The sequence below is a fragment of the Vreelandella sp. L-25 genome (assembly GCF_056857535.1).
On the sequence record NZ_JBSXNH010000028.1, the window covers coordinates 1 to 17,595 of the forward strand.

A 17,595-nucleotide genomic window follows, 5' to 3' on the forward strand; every position below is an offset into this window, starting at 1 on the left:
TGGAGTTTGTGTAAGACCAGCAGTGCCAAGGCATTGAAGGCAACGAACATCGAAGCAGGAACCAGGAAGGTAACGACCTGGGAATCCCCTTCCTTTCCGCTGCAAGGCGGCAGCGCAAGCTGAGGGAGGGGAGGATGTCAAATCGAGCGTTTGCAGCGCCACGGTATCGAAGTAGTGGTGCCTACCGAACCACAGCGCGAGCGCGTGCACACGTGATCTACCAGGAGCTGTGCCTGGGCGTGGTGAAAGCAGAGGCCAAAGCCGACTACCTGGCGATCATCGAGGCGCTTGCCGAGCGCGGCGCGCAGGGAGTGATTCTAGGCTGCACCGAAATTGGCCTGCTGGTTCAACAGGCCAACACTCCCATGCCGCTCTTCGATACGACCGAGATTCATGCTGAGCAGGCGGTGCAGTGGGCGCTGGGGCATGGTTTTGTATAAAGCCTGCTGCAGTAACGGCATTGCTTTCGGCTTTAGAATCTTGTTGAGTGAGTAAAAAAGGAATAATTTATACTCATGAACGAGTTCGAGTTTGACGTCAACAAAAGTCAGGCCAACCTGACAAAGCACGGTATTGATTTTGAAGCGGCACAAGCGCTGTGGAAGGATCCATATCTGCTAGAAATTCGCGCAAAATCCGAGGGCGAACCAAGGTTTTTACTAATCGGTATGATCAGTGAAAAACATTGGTCGGCAGTCGTCACCTACCGAGAAGAGCGTATTCGGCTGATTTCTGTTAGACGCTCCCGCAAGAAGGAGGTAGACATCTATGAAAGCTAAAGATTTCGATAAAAAATTCGATGAAAATCAAGATGATGTTCTCGATGATCTAGACTTTTCCACTGCTCGACGGGTGAATCAGGAGCAAAAGCGGATTAACGTAGATTTTCCTGCATGGGTAGTGGAGTCACTAGACCGTGAGGCTGCGAGAATGGGTGTTACCCGTCAGTCGATTATCAAGGTTTGGTTAGTGGAGCGTCTGCAAGCTGAAGCGGCTCATAAACCTCATGGCCATAACTCAGTAGGGGGACCTCACTAGCGCTGGCCTCTTGGAGGCCAGCGCTCCACCGCTTACTCCAAAAACGCCCGCAGCGTATCGCTGGCTTGCTCGATGGCCACCACGCCATCCAGGTGGCCTCGGTTGCCTTCCAGCGTTTCTAGCGCCACCTCAGTGCCGTCGGCTTCGATCAGCTCGGCGGTGCGGCGTACGCCCTCGGGGGCGAAGACCAAGTCGTTCTCGCTATACAGCATCAATGTGGGGGCTTCGATGGCGGCCAGCCCCGCTTCCAGCGAGTCGCCGTAGCCAGCCATGAAGGTCTGGTTGGCGCGCACCAGGTAGAGCAGGTGGTTGGCATCGGAAAGCGCTGCACGGGCGGCGGCGATGTCATCCAGGGTTTGTTCGATGGCATAGCGGGCGGTGATGTCCTGGGAAGGGTCGCGCGCGTCGTCGGCCCAGTCGCGGTTGAACGCTTCGTTGGCCCACTGCCAGTGGTTGGCATTGAGCGTCACCAGCTTCAGCGCCTCTTTGAGCCCGTCGGTGGGTGGCTCGCCATCAGCCCCATAGCGGCCTGCCGCATGGCTGGTGCCGGAGAAAAAGTGGGTAATCAGAATCGCGTTGTCGCGGGCTTCGTTAAGCTCGCCGTAGGCTTCCCAGCCTATCGTTACGTTGGGAATCGTCTCGCCGCCCTGAGTGGTGAAGCTCTCCATCTCGAACGTCTGCTTCTCGACCACGCCATCCCAAGCCCATAAGGGCGTGGCCAACAGCAGGCCAAGGCTGGTGAACGAGGCGACCGTCACTAGCGCGAATGGTTGCTTGCGTCGCATGCGCTTTCCTTTTTTGAGGGATTATTGTGATTGTTTTAGGGCTGCTTATTGCAGCCTCTCCCTCAGCATAGTCAGCGTTAGCCGATTTTAAACGGATTCAACCCATTGGCTTGCTGCATCATCATACGCTTGGCAAAAGGCACTCGCTCGGCCAAATGCAGGCTGAGATCGCCCAGTTGGCGCAGCGGTTTTGCGCCAGTGAACAGGTGGTGGAAGCTGTCGGTGGCGGCAATCATCGCTTGGTTGGCGAGGCGGCGCTGGCACTCGAAGCGGTGCAGGCTGATGTGGTCGCCGGGGTCGCGGCCTTTGATGATCAGCTCGGCCAGGGTGTCGGCGTCGTGCAGGCCGATGTTCAACCCTTGCCCGGCCAGCGGGTGCACCACGTGGGCGGCGTCGCCGATCAGCGCGAGGCGTTTGCCGATGTAGCGCTTGGCGTGCTGGCGCTTGATGGGGAAGCTGGCCCGCGCCACAATACGGGTGAGCTTGCCCAGGCGTTGGGGGAAGGTGGTTTCAATGGCGTGCTGGAGCGCGTTGTCGGAGAGCTGTTCGCGGGCTTTGGTGGCTTCGTTGCTGTCGTACCACACCAGCGAGGCGCGCTGGCCGGGCAGCGGCAGCATGGCAATCGGCCCTTTGGGGGTAAAACACTGCCAGCTAACATCCTGCTGGGGCAGCTCGGTCTCGACGTTAATGATCATCGCCCGCTGGTGGTAGTCGTGGCTGGTCACGCCAATGCCCGCTAGCTCGCGTAGCGTAGAGCGCGCGCCGTCGGCCCCCACAATCAGCCGGGCACTTAGGGTTTTGCCGTTATCCAGCTCTAGCATGCGGGCGGTGGTGGCTGCCATGGTGCTGAGCGGGGCGCACTGGGTATAGCAGGTCACGCTGGGCAGTTCTTCCAAGCGTTGCCACAGGGCGTACTGCAAAGCGCGGTTTTCGATAAAAATACCGAAGTCGTTCATGCCGCTCTCTTCGGCGGAGAACACGGAGTGGCCGGTGCCATCCTGATTCGCCACGTCGATATGCCGGAACGGGCAGCAGCGCTCGCCGGGCAGTATCGCGCCGCTGGCTTTCACAAACGCCAGCGACCGGGCGTTGAGCGATGAAATACGCAGGTCGTAGTCGCCGCTGGCGGGTTTGGGGGCGCTGCCGCGCTCGACGAGCCCCACGGAAATGCCCGCTTGGCCGAGCCTTGCCGCCAGGGCCGCGCCCACCATGCCGCCACCGACAATAATAATCTCGTGATCCCACTGCATGAGAGGCTCCTTACTCCGCTATCGAGGGCACATTGCATGTGCTTATATTGTCATACAGTATCGTTGACTTGTCGCAGTATTGCCTAGGGTGATCCATTGACGCAGGCCGTGGAAAGTACAGAAAAACGCGAGAGCAGCCAGGTGGCCGGGGAAGCGCTGGCCGCGTTCATCAAACGCCACCCCAAACTCTGGGTGATTACCGGGGCGGGGGTGAGTACCGACAGCGGGATTCCCGATTACCGCGATGCCGATGGCCAGTGGAAGCGCCCGCCGCCGGTGCAGCATGGTGATTTTATGAGCTCCTTCGCCGTACGCCAGCGCTACTGGGCGCGAGCGCTGGTGGGCTTCAAAGCCATGCGCGAAGCCCAGGTGAGCGGGGCGCATCGGGCGTTGGCGAAGCTCGAGGCCATGGGCCATGTGGAGCTTCTCGTCACGCAAAACGTTGACCGTTTGCACCAGCGGGCAGGCTCAAAAAAGGTGATTGATCTGCACGGCAGGGCCGATGTGGTGGCCTGTATGGCCTGTGGCTATCAAATGATGCGCCACGCCATGCACAGTGAAATGGCGCGTATGAACCCAGCCTTTGCCGCGCTGGATGCCCGCCACGCGCCGGATGGCGATGCGGATCTGGAAACCGACTTTTCCACCTTTAACGTATTGGATTGCCCGCGCTGCAAGGGCATTCTCAAACCGCAGGTGGTCTATTACGGCGATGTGGTGCCCCCTGCGCGGCGGTTGGCGGCCCAGGCGGCGCTGCAGCAAGCCGACGCGGTGCTGGCAGTGGGCACGTCGTTGATGGTCTATTCCGGCTACCGCTTCTGCCGGGATGCCCACGCCATGGGCCTGCCCGTGGCATCGCTCTCGCTGGGCGTGACCCGTGCCGATGGGTTCTTGACCCACCAGTAGCGCGCGCCGCTAACGCCGGTGCTGGAATATGCGGTTGGGCGTCTGAAAAAGGGCTAACGTGTTTTGGATACCGGCGGGTTACTATCGAAGCGAGCAATTTCAAATTGGTTAAGAGGCTCTCTGCGACAGGCTATCGCCAATTACTTGAGTAAACTGCTAGGGTATTCCTAGACGATAAACTGAAAAGCGGAGTTGCCCGTGCTGACCTTTGAACACCAGTTTGCCACGCTGCCAGAGCCTTTATGGGTGGCTTGCCAGCCTACGCCCGTGGCGCAGCCCAGCCTGATCGCGTTTAACGATGACCTGGCCGCGCAGCTAGGCATGCAAACCCGGCCCGACGACGCCACGCTGGCCCAATGGTTCAGCGGTAACCGGCTACCGCCAGGGGCCGAGCCTAGAGCGCTGGGCTATGCCGGGCATCAGTTCGGTAATTTCGTGCCTCAGTTGGGCGATGGCCGAGCGCTGCTGCTGGGGGAGGTGGTGGATCAGCAGGGCCAGCGGCAGGACGTGCAGCTCAAGGGCAGTGGCCGCACGCCGTTTTCACGGGGCGGGGATGGGCGCTCGCCGCTTGGCCCAGTGCTGCGGGAATATCTGGTGAGCGAGTTCATGGCCGCCGTGGGCGTGCCCACCACTCGGGCGCTGGCGGCCGTGACCACGGGGGAGCGCGTGGTACGCCAGATGGCCGAGCCGGGGGCCATCCTGACCCGTGTGGCTCGCAGCCATATCCGCGTGGGCACCTTCCAGTTTGCTGCCGTGCGTCGCGATGAAGCGGTGCTGAAAGCGCTGGCCGACCATGTGATTGCTCGCCACTACCCAGAAACGGCCAATGCTGACGATCCGTACCTTGCCCTGCTGGAAGCCGTTACCGCCCGCCAGGCGGCACTGGTGGCACGCTGGATGAGCCTGGGCTTTATTCATGGTGTGATGAACACCGACAACTGTAGCATTGCTGGCGACACCATCGATTACGGCCCCTGCGCCTTCATGGAGCAGTTCGACCCGCAAAAGGTCTTCAGCTCCATCGATCAGGGTGGGCGCTACGCTTTTAACCACCAGCCGGGCATCGCTCAGTGGAACCTGGCCCGCTTTGCCGAAACCCTGCTGCCGCTGATGCGGGAAGAGGGCGAGGCCGTTGTAGAGCAGGCCACCGAGGTGCTTCGCGGCTTTACCGCTCGTTTTGGCGCCGAGCAGCGCCGCCTGCATGCCGACAAGCAGGGCCTTGCCCCGGAAAGCGATCGTGCCGTGGCGCTGATGGAAGCACTGGAAACCCAGATGCATCAGGGCCGCATGGACATGACCGCGACGTTCGACGCGCTGACGCACTATGCCAAAACGCTGGGTGCCCAAGCCTTGAGCACGGACACGCCAGCCCACTCCCAAAAAGAGGCGCTGCTGGCGCTGACCACTCAGCCAGATGGCTTTGCCGCTTGGCTGGCCGAGTGGGAAAACGCCCGGCAAGCCAGCCAGCAGAGTGAACGCCAGGAGGCCATGCGCCGCGCCAACCCTGTGGTGACTCCCCGCAACCACCGCATTCAAGAGGTCATCGATGCGGCGGTAGAAGGCGATTTCGCGCCTTTCCACACGCTGCTCGCGGCGGTCACGCAGCCCTTTGATGAATCCGCAGAAGCGCGCCGCTTGGCTGCTCCGGCCACGGAAAGCGAACAGGTGTTGCGCACCTTTTGTGGTACGTGAATGCTGCACACCCTGTGATAAACTGTGCTTTTTTACAGTTAATGGCGGAGGCAAGGTCGGCCTGTGCGCAAAATTATCCACTGCGACTGTGACTGCTTCTATGCGGCGGTCGAGATGCGCGACAACCCCGCGTTAACCGATATCCCCATTGCCATTGGCGGCAGTGTGGAGCAGCGCGGGGTGGTCGCCACATGCAACTATCCGGCGCGCAAGTTCGGCATCCACTCCGCCATGCCCATGGCTCAGGCGCTCAAACGCTGCCCCCACCTCACGGTGATTCGTGGCGATATGGCGAAGTACAAAGATGTTGCCCGTCAGGTGTTTGCTATTTACCGCGATGTCACCGAACTGATCGAGCCACTCTCGCTGGATGAAGCCTTTTTGGATGTCTCGGAGGTCACGCTTCACCACGGCAGCGCCACCCGCATGGCCGAAGCCATTCGCCATCGGGTGAAGCAGGAAGTGGGCATTACCGTCTCGGCGGGGGTGGCACCCAACAAGTTTCTCGCCAAGATCGCCAGCGACTGGCGCAAGCCCGATGGGCTGTTTGTCATCACGCCAGACGATATCGACGCCTTCGTGCAGCAGCTGCCGGTGAAAAAGATTCATGGGGTGGGGCCGCGCACCGCTGAAAAGCTGGCCGAACTGGGGATTCAAACGGGGGCGGATCTGCGCGCCCGGCCGCTGACCGAGCTGGTGGAGCGCTTTGGTCGCTTTGGGCATCGCCTGCATGAACTCAGCCACGGGCGCGATGAGCGCCCGGTTAAAACTCACCGCGAACGCAAGTCGATCAGCACCGAGCAAACCTACTCTCAAGATTTACCCACCTTGGAAGCCTGCCGTCGTCAGCTCCCCGAGCTGATTGGCGATTTAGAGCGCCGCTACGCCCGCCTAGACCCGGCACCCGCCGTGCGCGGAGTAATGGTGAAGATCAAATTCAACGACTTCACCCAAACCACCGTCGAACACGCCGACCCCGCACCCAACTTGGAACAGTTCGAAACCTTGCTGAACGTGGGATGGGCAAGGGGCGAGCGCCCCGTGCGCCTGCTGGGGGTGGGCTACCGCTTGGCGGAAGAGACCGCTGCCCAGCAGCTCTCGCTGTTTTAATTAGCCTGTTAACCCTTGGGTGGATTGACGGGTACTCGGGCTCGCGTTAAAACAGACGTATGATAGATAGCGCTTCTTCCCGTTAGCCTAACTGCGAGCCTGCCATGCCTACCGATGCCACCCAACGCCCCCGCTTAGTGTTTGCCCATGCCAACGGCTTTCCCGGCTTGAGTTACCGCAGCCTGTTAGACCCGCTGGCAGAATCGTTCGATTTACACCCGCTAGATCGGCTAGGCCACCACCCGGATTACCCGGTGAATCACAACTGGGGCAACTTGGTGGAGGAACTGCTTAGCTACCTCCCCGATACCGACGCGCCGCTGCTGGGCGTGGGGCATTCGCTGGGCGGCACGCTGATGGCCATGGCTGCGGATAAGCAGCCGGAGCGTTTTCGCGGTGTGATCATGCTCGACCCGCCGCTGATGCTGGGGCCGGATGCCTGGGCCATGAAAGCGGCCAAGCGTTTTGGGTTCATGGACCGTATCACCCCCGCGGGTAAAACCAAGGGGCGGCGCACGGTGTGGCCCAGCCGTGAGGCCATGGCGACCTCGCTGCGGCGGCGGGGGCTGTTTCGTCGCTTTACCCCCGAGGCACTCAACGACTACATTGAAGCAGGCACGCGGCTTTTAGATGACGGCAGCGCCGAGCTGACCTTCGACCCGCGCATCGAGCTGGATATTTTCCGCCACCTGCCAGATCACCTCTCTAACCTGCCGCAGCGCGTAGGCGTACCCATTCAACTGGTGGCGGGGCAGCAGTCGCACTTGATGACGCCTACACGGCTCAAGCGCATCGCTCGTCGCGGGCTGCCGGTGAGTATGGTGCCTGGCACACACATGTTCCCGATGGAGCATCCGGAAGAGACACGCACGGCGATATTGGCCGCGTGGCAGCAGTTTCAAACAGCGTAGCCTTAGAGGTGATGCAGCCATAGAAGCGATTAAGGAGACGATATGTACCTTTCCGTACAGCTGAGCTACTACCCGCTGGCCGATGATTTCAAGCCAGTCGTCAAAGAGGTGGTCAAACGTTTAGAGGCCACCGGGCTGGAAGTTCACCCCAACCGAATGAGCACCCAGGTATTTGGCGAGTTCGATGAGGTGATGGCGGCACTCGGCGAGGTGATGAAGTGGTCGTTCGAGACCCACGGAAAAGCCGTGTTTACCGCCAATTTCCTGGAAGGCGACCGGCGGCCTCGGTAAATAACGCCATCGCGTGCGTGATGTTCTTCATAGCGCTAAAAAAGGCTCAATAACGTGCCCAGCGTTTCCATCCCCCGTTCGCTGCGCTGGGTCCAGGGGTGGCCATAGCTTAAGCGAATGCAGTGGCGAAACTGTTGGGTCGCGGAGAAAATGGGGCCTGGCGCGAGGCTAACGCCATGGTCGAGCGCTATACGAAATAGCTGCAGCGAATCCACGTGTTCGGGAAACTCCACCCAAAGGAAATAACCGCCCACAGGTCGGGTGATGCGCGTATGCGCTGGGAAGTAGCGATCTGCCGCCGCCAGCATACTGGTTTGTTGGGCTTCTAAGGCATGGCGAAGCTTGCGCAAATGGCGGTCGTAGCCACCGTGTTGTAAATAGTCAGCAATGGCGGCCTGGGCGGGGATAGAGGGGGAAATGGTGGTCATTAGTTTTAGCCGCGAGATCTCTTGGGCATAACGGCCGCCCGCTACCCAGCCCACCCGATAGCCGGGTGCCAAGCACTTCGAGAAAGAGCTGCAGTGAATCACTAAGCCCTCATCATCAAAGGCCTTAACGGGGGCGGGCGGCGTGCTGCCAAAATAGAGCTCGGCATACACGTCATCCTCTAGCATGGGCACTTGGTGCTGCTTTAATAACTGGTAAAGCACCTGTTTGCGCTCGTTGCTTAGGCTGGCGCCGATGGGGTTCTGCAGGTGGCTCATAAACCAGCAGGCTTTGATGGGCAGCGTCGCTAATCGCTCTGCCAGCACGTCTAGGTCAACCCCTTCCCGAGGGTGAACCGGAATTTCCACCGCACGTAGTTTGAGCCGCTCCAACACTTGTAGGCTGGCATAAAAAGCAGGTGACTCAATCGCGACCAAGTCCCCTGGCTGAGTCACGCACTGTAGGGCTAGATTGAGCGCCTCCATTGCGCCATTGGTAATCACCAGTTCGTCCATCGGCAGTTGAATGCCGCCCAGCATGTAGCGCAGAGCAATCTGCCGACACAGGTCGGTATGTCCGGTGGTCATATCAGCCACCACCTGTTGGGGCGAAAGCGCCCGCAAGCCACGTGTCATGCTGATACTTAAGCGAGAGAGTGGAAACAGCTCAGGGCTAGGGAAAGCCGAGCCAAAGGGCACCGTTTGGTCATCCTGCAGTGAGTCCAGCACCGAGAACACCAGCTCGCTGACCTGCACCTCCGCTGGGTCGGTGGGTTGTAGCGTGACGCGGGGTTCGTTGACCAAGCGCCGTGCGTGTTCACGAACAAAGTAGCCCGAGCGCGCTCGAGCGCTGATAAGCCCCTGGTTTTCCAGTAAGTAGTACGCCTGAAACACTGTCGACGGGCTAATGCCGTGATGGCGGCTCGCTTGGCGCACTGACGGAATGCGCTCGCCTGGTCCCAGTACGCCTTGGCGAATCAGCGTGGCTATTTCATCGGCAAACTGTTCATAGCGTTTCATGGCATAAACTCGCTGGTGCTTGGCGCGGGTGCTTAGTGGGATCAACAGAATCGATACTCTCAATCAAAAGCATATCAAAACTGATACGGCTTTTTTCTCTAAAACTGCATCTGTTTTAGTGGTTGGCTGGGAGAGCATAGTAGCGGTTCATTCGGTGATGCCCCTCGACCGTATAGATCGCCACTCCCTCTTTTCTGGATATCGGTATGACGCAACGCATTCCACTGCAAGACCTAACCAGCGATGCAGCCGTTGAACACCATTCGCCTCAGGCGAAAACTACGGGTCGCTCGCCATCCACGTCTGGGCATATCTATGTGCGAGAGATACAGGGCTTTTTTCAGCGCATAAGGCGTTATTCCAACTGGCTACTGATTGCGTTGGTAACGGGCGTCACCTTCGTGGGATATGTTACGCCGGTGGGTGGGCTCGTAAGGGATCTATTCAGCCTAGAGGCGCACCCTTGGGCGCTTTTTTGGATCGGTTTTTTTACTCTGTTTACCTACCTGAACGCCGGCTGGTTGCGCCATCAGGTGTGTCTGCACATGTGCCCCTATGCACGCTTTCAGTCGGCCATGTTTGATAGCCATACGCTGATTGTTTCTTACGATTCCGCCCGTGGTGAGCCCCGCCGTGGTCATCGCAAAGAGGTCGCGGAAGCGGCTGCTGGGGACTGTATTGATTGCGAACTGTGCGTTCAGGTGTGCCCCACGGGGATCGATATTCGTGATGGCCTGCAGTATGAGTGTATTGGCTGCGCGGCGTGTATCGATGCCTGCGATAGCGTGATGGCGCGTATCGATAAGCCGCTGGGCCTGATTCGCTACACCACCGAGCGCGCGCTAGAGGGCAAACCTACGCGGTTTTGGCGACCTCAGCTGTTGGCTTATATGGCGGCACTGTTTTCTATGGTGGTTTTGTTGATCGGTTTCTTGAACGCCCGGGTGCCTATGGATGTAGAGGTCGTCCGAGATCGTCAGACGCTGTTTGAAAGCACGGCCGAGGGGCGCATTATTAACTACTACACTGTGACGCTGCGCAATCAAGATACGAAGGAGCACCAATACGCGCTATCTGCCACCGGTTTGCCCGGCCTGCGTTTACAAGGAGCTGACACATTCGTCTTGGCCGCTAATGAAACGAGGCAGTTACGCGTGGCGCTTAATGCTGACGCGTCAGCGTTGACCCAGCCGAGCCACCCGGTGGTGCTGCACATCGCTGCGTTAGATGAGCCTTCGATCTCCTCTAACATCGAAACGCGGTTTTTGGGATCGACCCGTCAGTAAGAGGGAGGCTAAGTAGGTGTGAGAATAAGTGGGTGTGAGAATAAGTAGGTGTGAGGATAAGTAAGAATGAGGATAGATAAATGATAACCGTGCTGATTTTCTTGATGATACTCGTGGGCGTAACAGCCGCTTGGTACCAGATTTACCAAATGCACTTTAATATCAATACGCCTAACGATGCGAAACTTTCGGGTCATAAAAGTAGGCAACTGGATACGCTCACGGCCGCTCAGGAAACGTCGTCGGATGAAGCCGATGCGTCACGCTTTGAAGAGGCAGCAACGCGCATCTTTGGGCGTGGATTTAACATAGACGCCCTTCGCATTGCGTTCTCTCAGGAGGGGCGAGAGGCCTATGGGCTGCCGCTTCTGCGCTGTCAGAGAAAACTCACTCGTCCTTCGTCGCATCAGGCAGGAGAGGGCGGTGTTCGCGTGCGTCATCTGCGGTTGTTCAAGACGCGCTTGCCGTCCATCAACGTCAGGAATGCGTTCATCCTGGCGGTGATCGCAAACTGTGGGTTGGTTCAGCTACTGGCGGCGATGAGTGTGTATACCATTCACTACTCTGTGGACGTATCGGCATTGGCGTGGGTCAATCAACCGGTGATGATCCTATCGGCGATATGGGGTGTGGTGGTCTTGAATATCCTGATCTTCAAGCTCGATACCTATCTTCATGATCTTTATCAGGCGAGACAGTTGAATCAGCTAACGCCCCTGTTCAACTAAAAATAAGCCGTGTCAAAACGACAACGCCGCCTCATGGGCGGCGTTGTGGGTAGTGCTACATACTCAGATCAGCGATTCCAGGCAGGACTCGATGATGTCCAGGCCTTCGTTCAGCACGTCGTCTTCGATGGTGACGGGCATCAGGAAGCGGATGGTGTTGCCGTACATGCCGCAGGAGAGCAGGATCAGACCCTCTTCACGGGCTTTTTTGCACAGCGCCGCCGCCAGCTCCGGGTTCGGGGTGCGGTCGGTTTTGTTGTTGACCAGCTCAAATGCTGCCATGGCGCCCATGTTCCGCACGTGGTCGATGCAATCGAACTTGCCTTGCCACTCGTTGAAGCGCGCCGCCAGTTTGTCGCCCAGCGCCTGGCTCTTCTCAAGGATATTTTCCTCTTCGAAGACTTCCATCACCGCCAGCGCGGCTGCGCAGGCGGTGGGGCTACCGGTGTAGGTGCCGCCCAGGGAGTTCGGGCCAGAGGCGTCCATCACTTTGTCGGTACCGACGATGGCAGAGATCGGCATGCCGTCGGCCATGCTCTTGGCCATGGTCATCATGTCCGGCTCGACGCCGCTGTGCTCGATGGCGAACATCTTGCCGGTGCGGCCAAAGCCTGACTGCACTTCGTCGATGATCATCAGCATGCCGTGCTCATCGCAAATTTCGCGAATCTTCTTCAGGAAGCTGGTCGGCGCGGGGTAGAAGCCGCCTTCACCCAGTACTGGCTCAAGAATGATGGCGGCAGTGTCTTTGGGGTTGGCGTCGGTTTTCAGCGTCATCTTCAGGCCGCGAATCGCTTCGTCTTCGCTGACGCCGTGGTAGGGCACCGGGTAGGGCGCGCGGAATACGGTGCCGGGCATCGGGCCGAAATCGGTCTGGTAGGGCGCGACCTTGCCGTTCATGGCCATGGTGTAGAAGGTACGGCCATGATAGCCGCCATCGAAACAGATGACATTAGAGCGACCGGTAGCGGCGCGGGCGATCTTCACCGCGTTTTCCAGCGCTTCGGCACCAGAGTTGGCCAGCATCACCTTGGCGTGACCACGTACAGGGACGATGTGGCTCAACTTCTCGGCGACTTTAACGTAGCCCTCGTAGGGCATAACCGTTTGGCAGGTGTGCATCACCTTATCCAACTGGGCTTTCACAGCGGCCACGACTTTGGGGTGACGATGCCCCACGTTCAAGACGCCGATACCGCCCGCGAAGTCGATGAAGCGGTTGCCGTCGGCGTCCCAGATCTCAGCGTTTTCGGCGCGGTCCGCAAAGGCGGTGGCGGGGCTTGCAGCGCCCGCCGCGACGTATTTCTGCTTTAGTTCGTTAAGCTCGGCATTGCTCATGACTCAGCTCCTTAAAGGATAGGGTGTAGCTCTAGCATAGTGCGCAATAGCGTTGATCACACTGATGACGATGCGATGACAATCCGGTTGCGCCCGGCTTGTTTGGCCTGATACATCGCTTTATCGGCGCGATCAAGCATTCGAGTACTCGACGTTTCAATGTAACACGCGATGCCTGCTGAAAGCGTCACGGTTAGCTGATGCTGAGTGTAGGGCGTTTTGAGAAGCGGGGCGGTAGGCTCGTTTGCCGCCAATAGCGTCTGATTAAATAATGCCCGCTTGGCGAAGCACTAGGCGCTGTTCATCGGTGATGCCGATGGCATCCAGCACGCTATCGGTGTGCTCGCCCAGGGTCGGGGGAGCGCTCTGGGCACTCAGTGACTGCCCGTTGATACGAATCGGGTTGGCGACGAGATTGACCTCGCCTGCCAGTGCATGGGGCAGCGTCTGCTTGAGCCCGCGTGCCTTGACATGAGGATCGTCAAACACGCGATCCAGGGTATTGATAGGCCCGCAGGGCACACCGACCGCTTCGCAGGCTGCCAGCCAGGTGTCGGTAGGCTGTGCTGCCAGGGCGAGCGCCAGGGTCGGCACCAGCGCTTCGCGATGCTGTACACGACTGCCGTTGGTGGCAAAGCGTTCGTCCTGTGCCAGCTGCGGCTGGTCGATGACCTGGCAGAAGCGCTTGAACTGTTCGTCGTTGCCGACGGCCACGATCATGTGACCATCGGCGGTAGCAAACGCCTGATAGGGCACGATGTTCGGGTGCGCATTGCCCAGCCGCTGAGGCACCTGACCGGAGGTCAGATAGTTCAACGCCTGATTGGCCAACACGCCCACCTGCACATCCATGAGTGCCAGATCGATATGGCAGCCTTCGCCACTGTCGCGGCGTTGGTAGAGGGCCGCCAGCACCGCGTTGGCCGCATACAAGCCGGTAAAAATATCGGTAATGGCGACCCCCACCTTGACCGGGCCGCCCCCTGATTCACTGTCCGGTTTACCGGTCAGGCTCATGAGGCCGCCCATGGCTTGGATCATGAAGTCGTAGCCCGCCCGGCGGGCGTAAGGGCTTTCCTGGCCAAAGCCGGTGATGGAGCAGTAGACCAAGCCGGGATTGAGCGCTTTCAGGCTCGCGTAGTCCAGGCCATACTTTTTCAGCCCGCCGACCTTGAAGTTTTCCAGCACCACATCCGATTGGGCCGCCAACTGCTTGATCAGCGCTTGGCCTTCGGGCTTGGCCATATCTACCGTCACCGAACGCTTACCGCGATTGGCGCACAGGTAATAGGCCGATTCCGCGCTGCCGGAGAGCCAGGGCGGCCCCCAGTGGCGGGTATCATCGCCGCTTTGGGGGCGCTCGATTTTGATCACCTCGGCACCCATGTCGGCCAGCATCTGCCCGCACCAGGGGCCTGCCAGTACCCGAGAGATATCGAGTACCTTGATGCCTGCCAGGGGCTTTGCGACTGTGCTCATGGGGTGCCTCGCTGAGTGATGACGACGTTAGAAGAACGACTGAATGCCGGTTTGTGCGCGGCCCAGAATCAGGGCGTGCACATCGTGGGTACCTTCATAGGTATTCACGGACTCCAGGTTCACCATGTGGCGAATGACGCCATACTCGTCAGACACGCCGTTACCGCCGTGCATGTCGCGGGAAACACGGGCGATATCCAGCGCTTTACCGCAGTTGTTGCGCTTGATCAGCGAGATCATTTCCGGTGCCCAGTTACCGCTGTCCATCAGGCGGCCCACCTGCAGGGCGGCTTGTAAGCCCAGGGTGATTTCGGTCTGCATGTCGGCCAGCTTCTTCTGGATGAGCTGGTTGGCGGCCAGCGGGCGGCCAAACTGCTTGCGGTCCAGAGTGTATTGGCGGGCGGCGTGCCAGCAGAACTCAGCGGTGCCCATCACGCCCCAAGCGATGCCGTAGCGGGCTTTATTCAAACAGCCGAAGGGGCCTTTCAGGCCGCTCACGTTAGGCAGCAGGTTCTCTTCAGGCACGAAAGCGTTGTCCAGCACGATCTCGCCGGTGATAGAGGCACGCAGCGATACTTTGCCTTCGATTTTCGGGGTGGAGAAGCCTTCGGTACCACGCTCGACGATGAAGCCTTTGATCTGGTTATCGTGGGCAGCGGACTTGGCCCAGACCACCGCGATATCGGCAATCGGACTGTTGGTGATCCACATTTTCGCGCCGGTCAGGCGGTAGCCGCCATCGACCTTTTCCGCACGGGTAATCATGGAGCCTGGGTCGGAGCCATGGTCGGGTTCGGTCAGGCCGAAGCAGCCGACCATCTCGCCGCTGGCAAGCTTAGGCAGGTATTTGTGTTTCTGCTCTTCGGAGCCATACGCTTCGATGGGGTACATTACCAGCGATGACTGCACGCTCATGGCCGAGCGGTAGCCGGAATCGACACGCTCCACTTCACGGGCGATAAGGCCATAAGCCACGTGGTTGACGCCCGCGCCGCCGTATTCCGGGGAAACGGTGGCGCCCAACAGGCCCAGCTCGCCCATCTCGGACATGATGTCACGATCGAAATGCTCTTCGCGGAAAGCGCTCAGCACACGTGGCTGCAGGTTTTCCTGGCAGTAGTCGCGAGCGGCGTCACGAATCTGGCGCTCTTCATCGGTGAGCTGGTGTTCGAGAAGCAGCGGGTCGTCCCAGTTGAAGCGTGTCATGGCGTTGAACTCCGAAAGATGATCTTGTTGAGCTTAATGTATCGCCGTTATTTAAAAATATCTACATTTTTTTAAAACGCAGAATTTAATCGCCCGGCATTCAATCGATGCCGCGGGCTTGCAGTACCCGTGTAATGATAGGCACCGGGGTCATCAGGTGGTCGCGCATCAGATCGGCCGCCTGCTCGGTGTTGCGGGCGAGAATGACGTCGACCAGCGCCGCGTGTTCCTGGCGCTTGATGTCCAGCGCCTGGGGCGACATGACGGTCTCTTGCAGCCACAGGTGGCGATAGCGCTCTACCTGATCGAACAGGGTGTTGCGCATCTGCAGCAGGTGGGGGGAGTTGCAGCCGCTGGCAATGGCGGTATGGAACGCCTTGTGGCGTAAATCCCAGCCGTCCAGCAGTTCGTCGGGGGAGCTGACGTCGGTGACTTTGGCCAGGCGGTGTGCCGTGGCCAGCACGTTGGCTTCCCAGTCGTCGTCGCCACGTTCGATGGCGAGGCGCAAAATCAGCCCTTCCAACTGAGCGCGAGCGTCGTAGATATCGTTCAGTTCGGCCAGCGACATGGCCGCCACCCGGTAGCCCCGTTGGCTGATGGCCACGACGAGTCGGTCGGCGACCAGCTGTGACAGCGCTTCACGCAGGGGGCCGGTGCTCACGCCGTAATACTCTTTCAAACGGCTCATCAAGAGCTTCTCTTCGGGGGCATAGCGGCCACGAATGATGTCTTGCTTGAGCGCGTGGTAAGCGCTAATCGCCAGGTTCTGGCGCGGTGCATCGTGTTCCATGGGGACTCCTTGGATCAGTGTGGCTTAGACCAATGTAGGGGGTGTAGCGGTCGACGTAGAATAACGGCTATTATCAATAAATTTTGAAAATTTGGCACAGGTAACGATATTCATGTGGGATTTCATCATTGTCGGCGGCGGCATACTGGGTTTTTCCACCGCCATGCAGCTGCAACAGGCCTACCCGGACAAACGCTTGCTGGTGTTGGAAAAGGAAGCAGGCCCCGCTCAGCATCAAACCGGCCATAACAGCGGCGTGATTCATGCCGGGGTGTATTACACGCCGGGAAGCCTGAAAGCGAAGTTTTGCCTGGAGGGTAACCGTGCGACCCGCGAGTTCTGTGACCAGCATGGCGTGCGCTACGACATTTGCGGCAAGCTGCTGGTGGCCACCAACCCGCTGGAAAAGCAGCGTATGGAAGCGCTCTGGGAGCGCACGGCGGCCAACGGTCTGGAGCGGGAGTGGCTGGAGGCTGCGGCGCTCAAGGAGCGAGAGCCCAACATTACCGGTGTGGCGGGCATTTTCGTGCCTTCCAGCGGCATCGTGAACTATGCCGAAGTCACCCAGGCGATGGCCGCCGAGTTCACCCGGCTGGGCGGCGAGATTCGCTTCGAGCACTGCGTGACGGGCCTTGACGAGCGGGCCGATGAGGTCGTGGTGACCACCGAGCATGAGACCTTCACCAGCCGCTACCTGGTCTCCTGCTCGGGGTTGATGGCCGACAGGGTGATCCGCATGCTGGGCAAGGACCCCGGCTTCACGATTTGCCCCTTCCGTGGCGAATACTACCTGCTTCCCGAGCGCCACAACCGCATCGTCAACCACCTGATCTACCCGATTCCCGACCCTGCCATGCCTTTTTTGGGCGTTCACCTGACGCGGATGATCGATGGCACGGTCACCGTGGGGCCGAACGCGGTGCTGGCGTTAAAACGCGAGGGCTACCGCAAGCAGGACATGTCGCTGAGTGACATGGGCCAGATGTTCAGCCACCCAGGCATCCTGAAAGTGCTGGGCAAGCATCTCAAGCCTGGGCTGGTGGAAATGAAAAACTCGCTCTACAAGCGCGGCTATCTGGAGCTGGTCCGCAAGTACTGCCCGAGCCTGACCCTGGAGGATTTGACCCCTTACCCGGCGGGCGTACGCGCTCAGGCGGTCTCCAACGATGGTCGGCTGGTGGATGACTTCCTGTTCGTGAATACTCCGCGCACGGTCAACGTGGGCAATGCGCCATCGCCTGCGGCGACCTCGGCGCTGCCCATTGGTGCGCATATCGTGGAGCAGGTGAAAACGTTGTTGGATTAGTATCTAACGCGACTGCCGTGCTAACGTTTAAATA

General features: G+C 59.3%; 19 protein-coding genes. 11 read left to right on the forward strand and 8 right to left on the reverse strand.

The genetic code is table 11. The features are described 5' to 3' along the window. Positions 1–134 precede the first annotated feature (134 nt). From AC13CN_RS01850 to brnA, 3 genes are all read left to right on the forward strand, one after another. Positions 135–440, forward strand: a complete 306-nt coding sequence (locus AC13CN_RS01850; protein WP_062375967.1) for an aspartate/glutamate racemase family protein — start codon at positions 135–137, stop codon at positions 438–440. 75 nt (positions 441–515) lie between these two features. Further along, positions 516–779, forward strand: a complete 264-nt coding sequence (locus AC13CN_RS01855; RefSeq protein WP_058578261.1) for a BrnT family toxin — start codon at positions 516–518, stop codon at positions 777–779. Further along, positions 769–1,038 carry a type II toxin-antitoxin system BrnA family antitoxin gene (gene brnA / locus AC13CN_RS01860; protein WP_044628897.1) on the forward strand — a complete coding sequence of 90 codons (270 nt, stop codon included), beginning with the start codon at positions 769–771 and terminating at the stop codon, positions 1,036–1,038. The genes AC13CN_RS01855 and brnA overlap by 11 nt, the downstream gene beginning before the upstream one ends. A gap of 32 nt (positions 1,039–1,070) precedes the next feature. Here the strand turns inward: brnA and AC13CN_RS01865 are convergent, their stop codons facing one another. Both AC13CN_RS01865 and AC13CN_RS01870 read right to left on the reverse strand, forming a co-directional pair. Further along, the gene (locus AC13CN_RS01865) at positions 1,071–1,823 is read right to left on the reverse strand and encodes an alpha/beta hydrolase family protein (protein WP_253557270.1); all 753 of its coding nucleotides are present in this window, start codon (positions 1,821–1,823) and stop codon (positions 1,071–1,073) included. A gap of 77 nt (positions 1,824–1,900) precedes the next feature. Continuing rightward, entirely contained in the window at positions 1,901–3,073 is a 1,173-nt protein-coding gene (locus AC13CN_RS01870) for a UbiH/UbiF/VisC/COQ6 family ubiquinone biosynthesis hydroxylase (RefSeq protein ID WP_062363438.1), read from the reverse strand. A 96-nt stretch (positions 3,074–3,169) separates the two neighbouring features. On the opposite strand from AC13CN_RS01870, the gene AC13CN_RS01875 reads away from it, so the two are divergent. The 5 genes from AC13CN_RS01875 (at position 3,170) to AC13CN_RS01895 (ending at position 7,983) form a co-directional block, all read left to right on the forward strand. Next, on the forward strand, positions 3,170–3,979 hold the full coding sequence (locus AC13CN_RS01875) for an NAD-dependent protein deacetylase (protein ID WP_253557269.1): 810 nt from the start codon (positions 3,170–3,172) through the stop codon (positions 3,977–3,979). A gap of 198 nt (positions 3,980–4,177) precedes the next feature. Then, positions 4,178–5,671 carry a protein adenylyltransferase SelO gene (locus AC13CN_RS01880; RefSeq protein WP_253557267.1) on the forward strand — a complete coding sequence of 498 codons (1,494 nt, stop codon included), beginning with the start codon at positions 4,178–4,180 and terminating at the stop codon, positions 5,669–5,671. A 63-nt stretch (positions 5,672–5,734) separates the two neighbouring features. Beyond that, positions 5,735–6,781, forward strand: coding sequence for a DNA polymerase IV (gene dinB, locus AC13CN_RS01885; RefSeq protein ID WP_253557266.1), 1,047 nt, complete (start codon positions 5,735–5,737; stop codon positions 6,779–6,781). Between the two features lie 104 nt (positions 6,782–6,885). Beyond that, on the forward strand, positions 6,886–7,692 hold the full coding sequence (locus AC13CN_RS01890) for an alpha/beta fold hydrolase (protein ID WP_253557265.1): 807 nt from the start codon (positions 6,886–6,888) through the stop codon (positions 7,690–7,692). 42 nt (positions 7,693–7,734) lie between these two features. Beyond that, positions 7,735–7,983: a YkoF family thiamine/hydroxymethylpyrimidine-binding protein gene (locus tag AC13CN_RS01895; RefSeq protein WP_016914871.1), complete on the forward strand. Its 249-nt coding sequence runs from the start codon at positions 7,735–7,737 to the stop codon at positions 7,981–7,983. Between the two features lie 35 nt (positions 7,984–8,018). On the opposite strand, the gene mapR is transcribed toward AC13CN_RS01895, so the two are convergent. After that, positions 8,019–9,428 carry a GntR family transcriptional regulator MpaR gene (gene mapR, locus AC13CN_RS01900; protein ID WP_253557264.1) on the reverse strand — a complete coding sequence of 470 codons (1,410 nt, stop codon included), beginning with the start codon at positions 9,426–9,428 and terminating at the stop codon, positions 8,019–8,021. A 206-nt stretch (positions 9,429–9,634) separates the two neighbouring features. Between mapR and ccoG the strand changes: the two genes are divergently transcribed. Together ccoG and AC13CN_RS01910 are read left to right on the forward strand one after the other, a co-directional pair. Then, on the forward strand, positions 9,635–10,714 hold the full coding sequence (gene ccoG / locus AC13CN_RS01905; RefSeq protein WP_253557263.1) for a cytochrome c oxidase accessory protein CcoG: 1,080 nt from the start codon (positions 9,635–9,637) through the stop codon (positions 10,712–10,714). An 80-nt stretch (positions 10,715–10,794) separates the two neighbouring features. Next, the gene (locus AC13CN_RS01910; RefSeq protein WP_253557262.1) at positions 10,795–11,442 is read left to right on the forward strand and encodes a hypothetical protein; all 648 of its coding nucleotides are present in this window, start codon (positions 10,795–10,797) and stop codon (positions 11,440–11,442) included. Positions 11,443–11,505: 63 nt separating this feature from the next. Here the strand turns inward: AC13CN_RS01910 and gabT are convergent, their stop codons facing one another. The 5 genes from gabT to csiR form a co-directional block, all read right to left on the reverse strand. After that, entirely contained in the window at positions 11,506–12,780 is a 1,275-nt protein-coding gene (gabT, locus tag AC13CN_RS01915) for a 4-aminobutyrate--2-oxoglutarate transaminase (protein WP_044628888.1), read from the reverse strand. 56 nt (positions 12,781–12,836) lie between these two features. Continuing rightward, positions 12,837–13,034 carry a GGDEF domain-containing protein gene (locus tag AC13CN_RS01920; RefSeq protein WP_269061811.1) on the reverse strand — a complete coding sequence of 66 codons (198 nt, stop codon included), beginning with the start codon at positions 13,032–13,034 and terminating at the stop codon, positions 12,837–12,839. A gap of 10 nt (positions 13,035–13,044) precedes the next feature. Then, positions 13,045–14,259, reverse strand: a complete 1,215-nt coding sequence (locus AC13CN_RS01925; protein WP_253557261.1) for a CaiB/BaiF CoA transferase family protein — start codon at positions 14,257–14,259, stop codon at positions 13,045–13,047. 27 nt (positions 14,260–14,286) lie between these two features. Continuing rightward, positions 14,287–15,465: an acyl-CoA dehydrogenase gene (locus AC13CN_RS01930; RefSeq protein ID WP_253557260.1), complete on the reverse strand. Its 1,179-nt coding sequence runs from the start codon at positions 15,463–15,465 to the stop codon at positions 14,287–14,289. Between the two features lie 100 nt (positions 15,466–15,565). After that, positions 15,566–16,255 carry a DNA-binding transcriptional regulator CsiR gene (gene csiR, locus AC13CN_RS01935; RefSeq protein ID WP_016914862.1) on the reverse strand — a complete coding sequence of 230 codons (690 nt, stop codon included), beginning with the start codon at positions 16,253–16,255 and terminating at the stop codon, positions 15,566–15,568. A 112-nt stretch (positions 16,256–16,367) separates the two neighbouring features. On the opposite strand from csiR, the gene lhgO reads away from it, so the two are divergent. After that, positions 16,368–17,561: an L-2-hydroxyglutarate oxidase gene (gene lhgO, locus AC13CN_RS01940; protein ID WP_253557259.1), complete on the forward strand. Its 1,194-nt coding sequence runs from the start codon at positions 16,368–16,370 to the stop codon at positions 17,559–17,561. The last annotated feature ends 34 nt before the right edge of the window (positions 17,562–17,595 follow it).

Coding starts and splice junctions, on each gene's coding strand:
- AC13CN_RS01850 (WP_062375967.1), top strand. CDS start 135: ATGTCAAATCGAGCGTTTGCAGCGCCACGGTATCGAAGTAGTGGTGCC.
- AC13CN_RS01855 (WP_058578261.1), top strand. CDS start 516: ATGAACGAGTTCGAGTTTGACGTCAACAAAAGTCAGGCCAACCTGACA.
- brnA (WP_044628897.1), top strand. CDS start 769: ATGAAAGCTAAAGATTTCGATAAAAAATTCGATGAAAATCAAGATGAT.
- AC13CN_RS01865 (WP_253557270.1), bottom strand. CDS start 1,823: ATGCGACGCAAGCAACCATTCGCGCTAGTGACGGTCGCCTCGTTCACC.
- AC13CN_RS01870 (WP_062363438.1), bottom strand. CDS start 3,073: ATGCAGTGGGATCACGAGATTATTATTGTCGGTGGCGGCATGGTGGGC.
- AC13CN_RS01890 (WP_253557265.1), top strand. CDS start 6,886: ATGCCTACCGATGCCACCCAACGCCCCCGCTTAGTGTTTGCCCATGCC.
- AC13CN_RS01895 (WP_016914871.1), top strand. CDS start 7,735: ATGTACCTTTCCGTACAGCTGAGCTACTACCCGCTGGCCGATGATTTC.
- mapR (WP_253557264.1), bottom strand. CDS start 9,428: ATGAAACGCTATGAACAGTTTGCCGATGAAATAGCCACGCTGATTCGC.
- ccoG (WP_253557263.1), top strand. CDS start 9,635: ATGACGCAACGCATTCCACTGCAAGACCTAACCAGCGATGCAGCCGTT.
- AC13CN_RS01910 (WP_253557262.1), top strand. CDS start 10,795: ATGATAACCGTGCTGATTTTCTTGATGATACTCGTGGGCGTAACAGCC.
- gabT (WP_044628888.1), bottom strand. CDS start 12,780: ATGAGCAATGCCGAGCTTAACGAACTAAAGCAGAAATACGTCGCGGCG.
- AC13CN_RS01925 (WP_253557261.1), bottom strand. CDS start 14,259: ATGAGCACAGTCGCAAAGCCCCTGGCAGGCATCAAGGTACTCGATATC.
- AC13CN_RS01930 (WP_253557260.1), bottom strand. CDS start 15,465: ATGACACGCTTCAACTGGGACGACCCGCTGCTTCTCGAACACCAGCTC.
- csiR (WP_016914862.1), bottom strand. CDS start 16,255: ATGGAACACGATGCACCGCGCCAGAACCTGGCGATTAGCGCTTACCAC.
- lhgO (WP_253557259.1), top strand. CDS start 16,368: ATGTGGGATTTCATCATTGTCGGCGGCGGCATACTGGGTTTTTCCACC.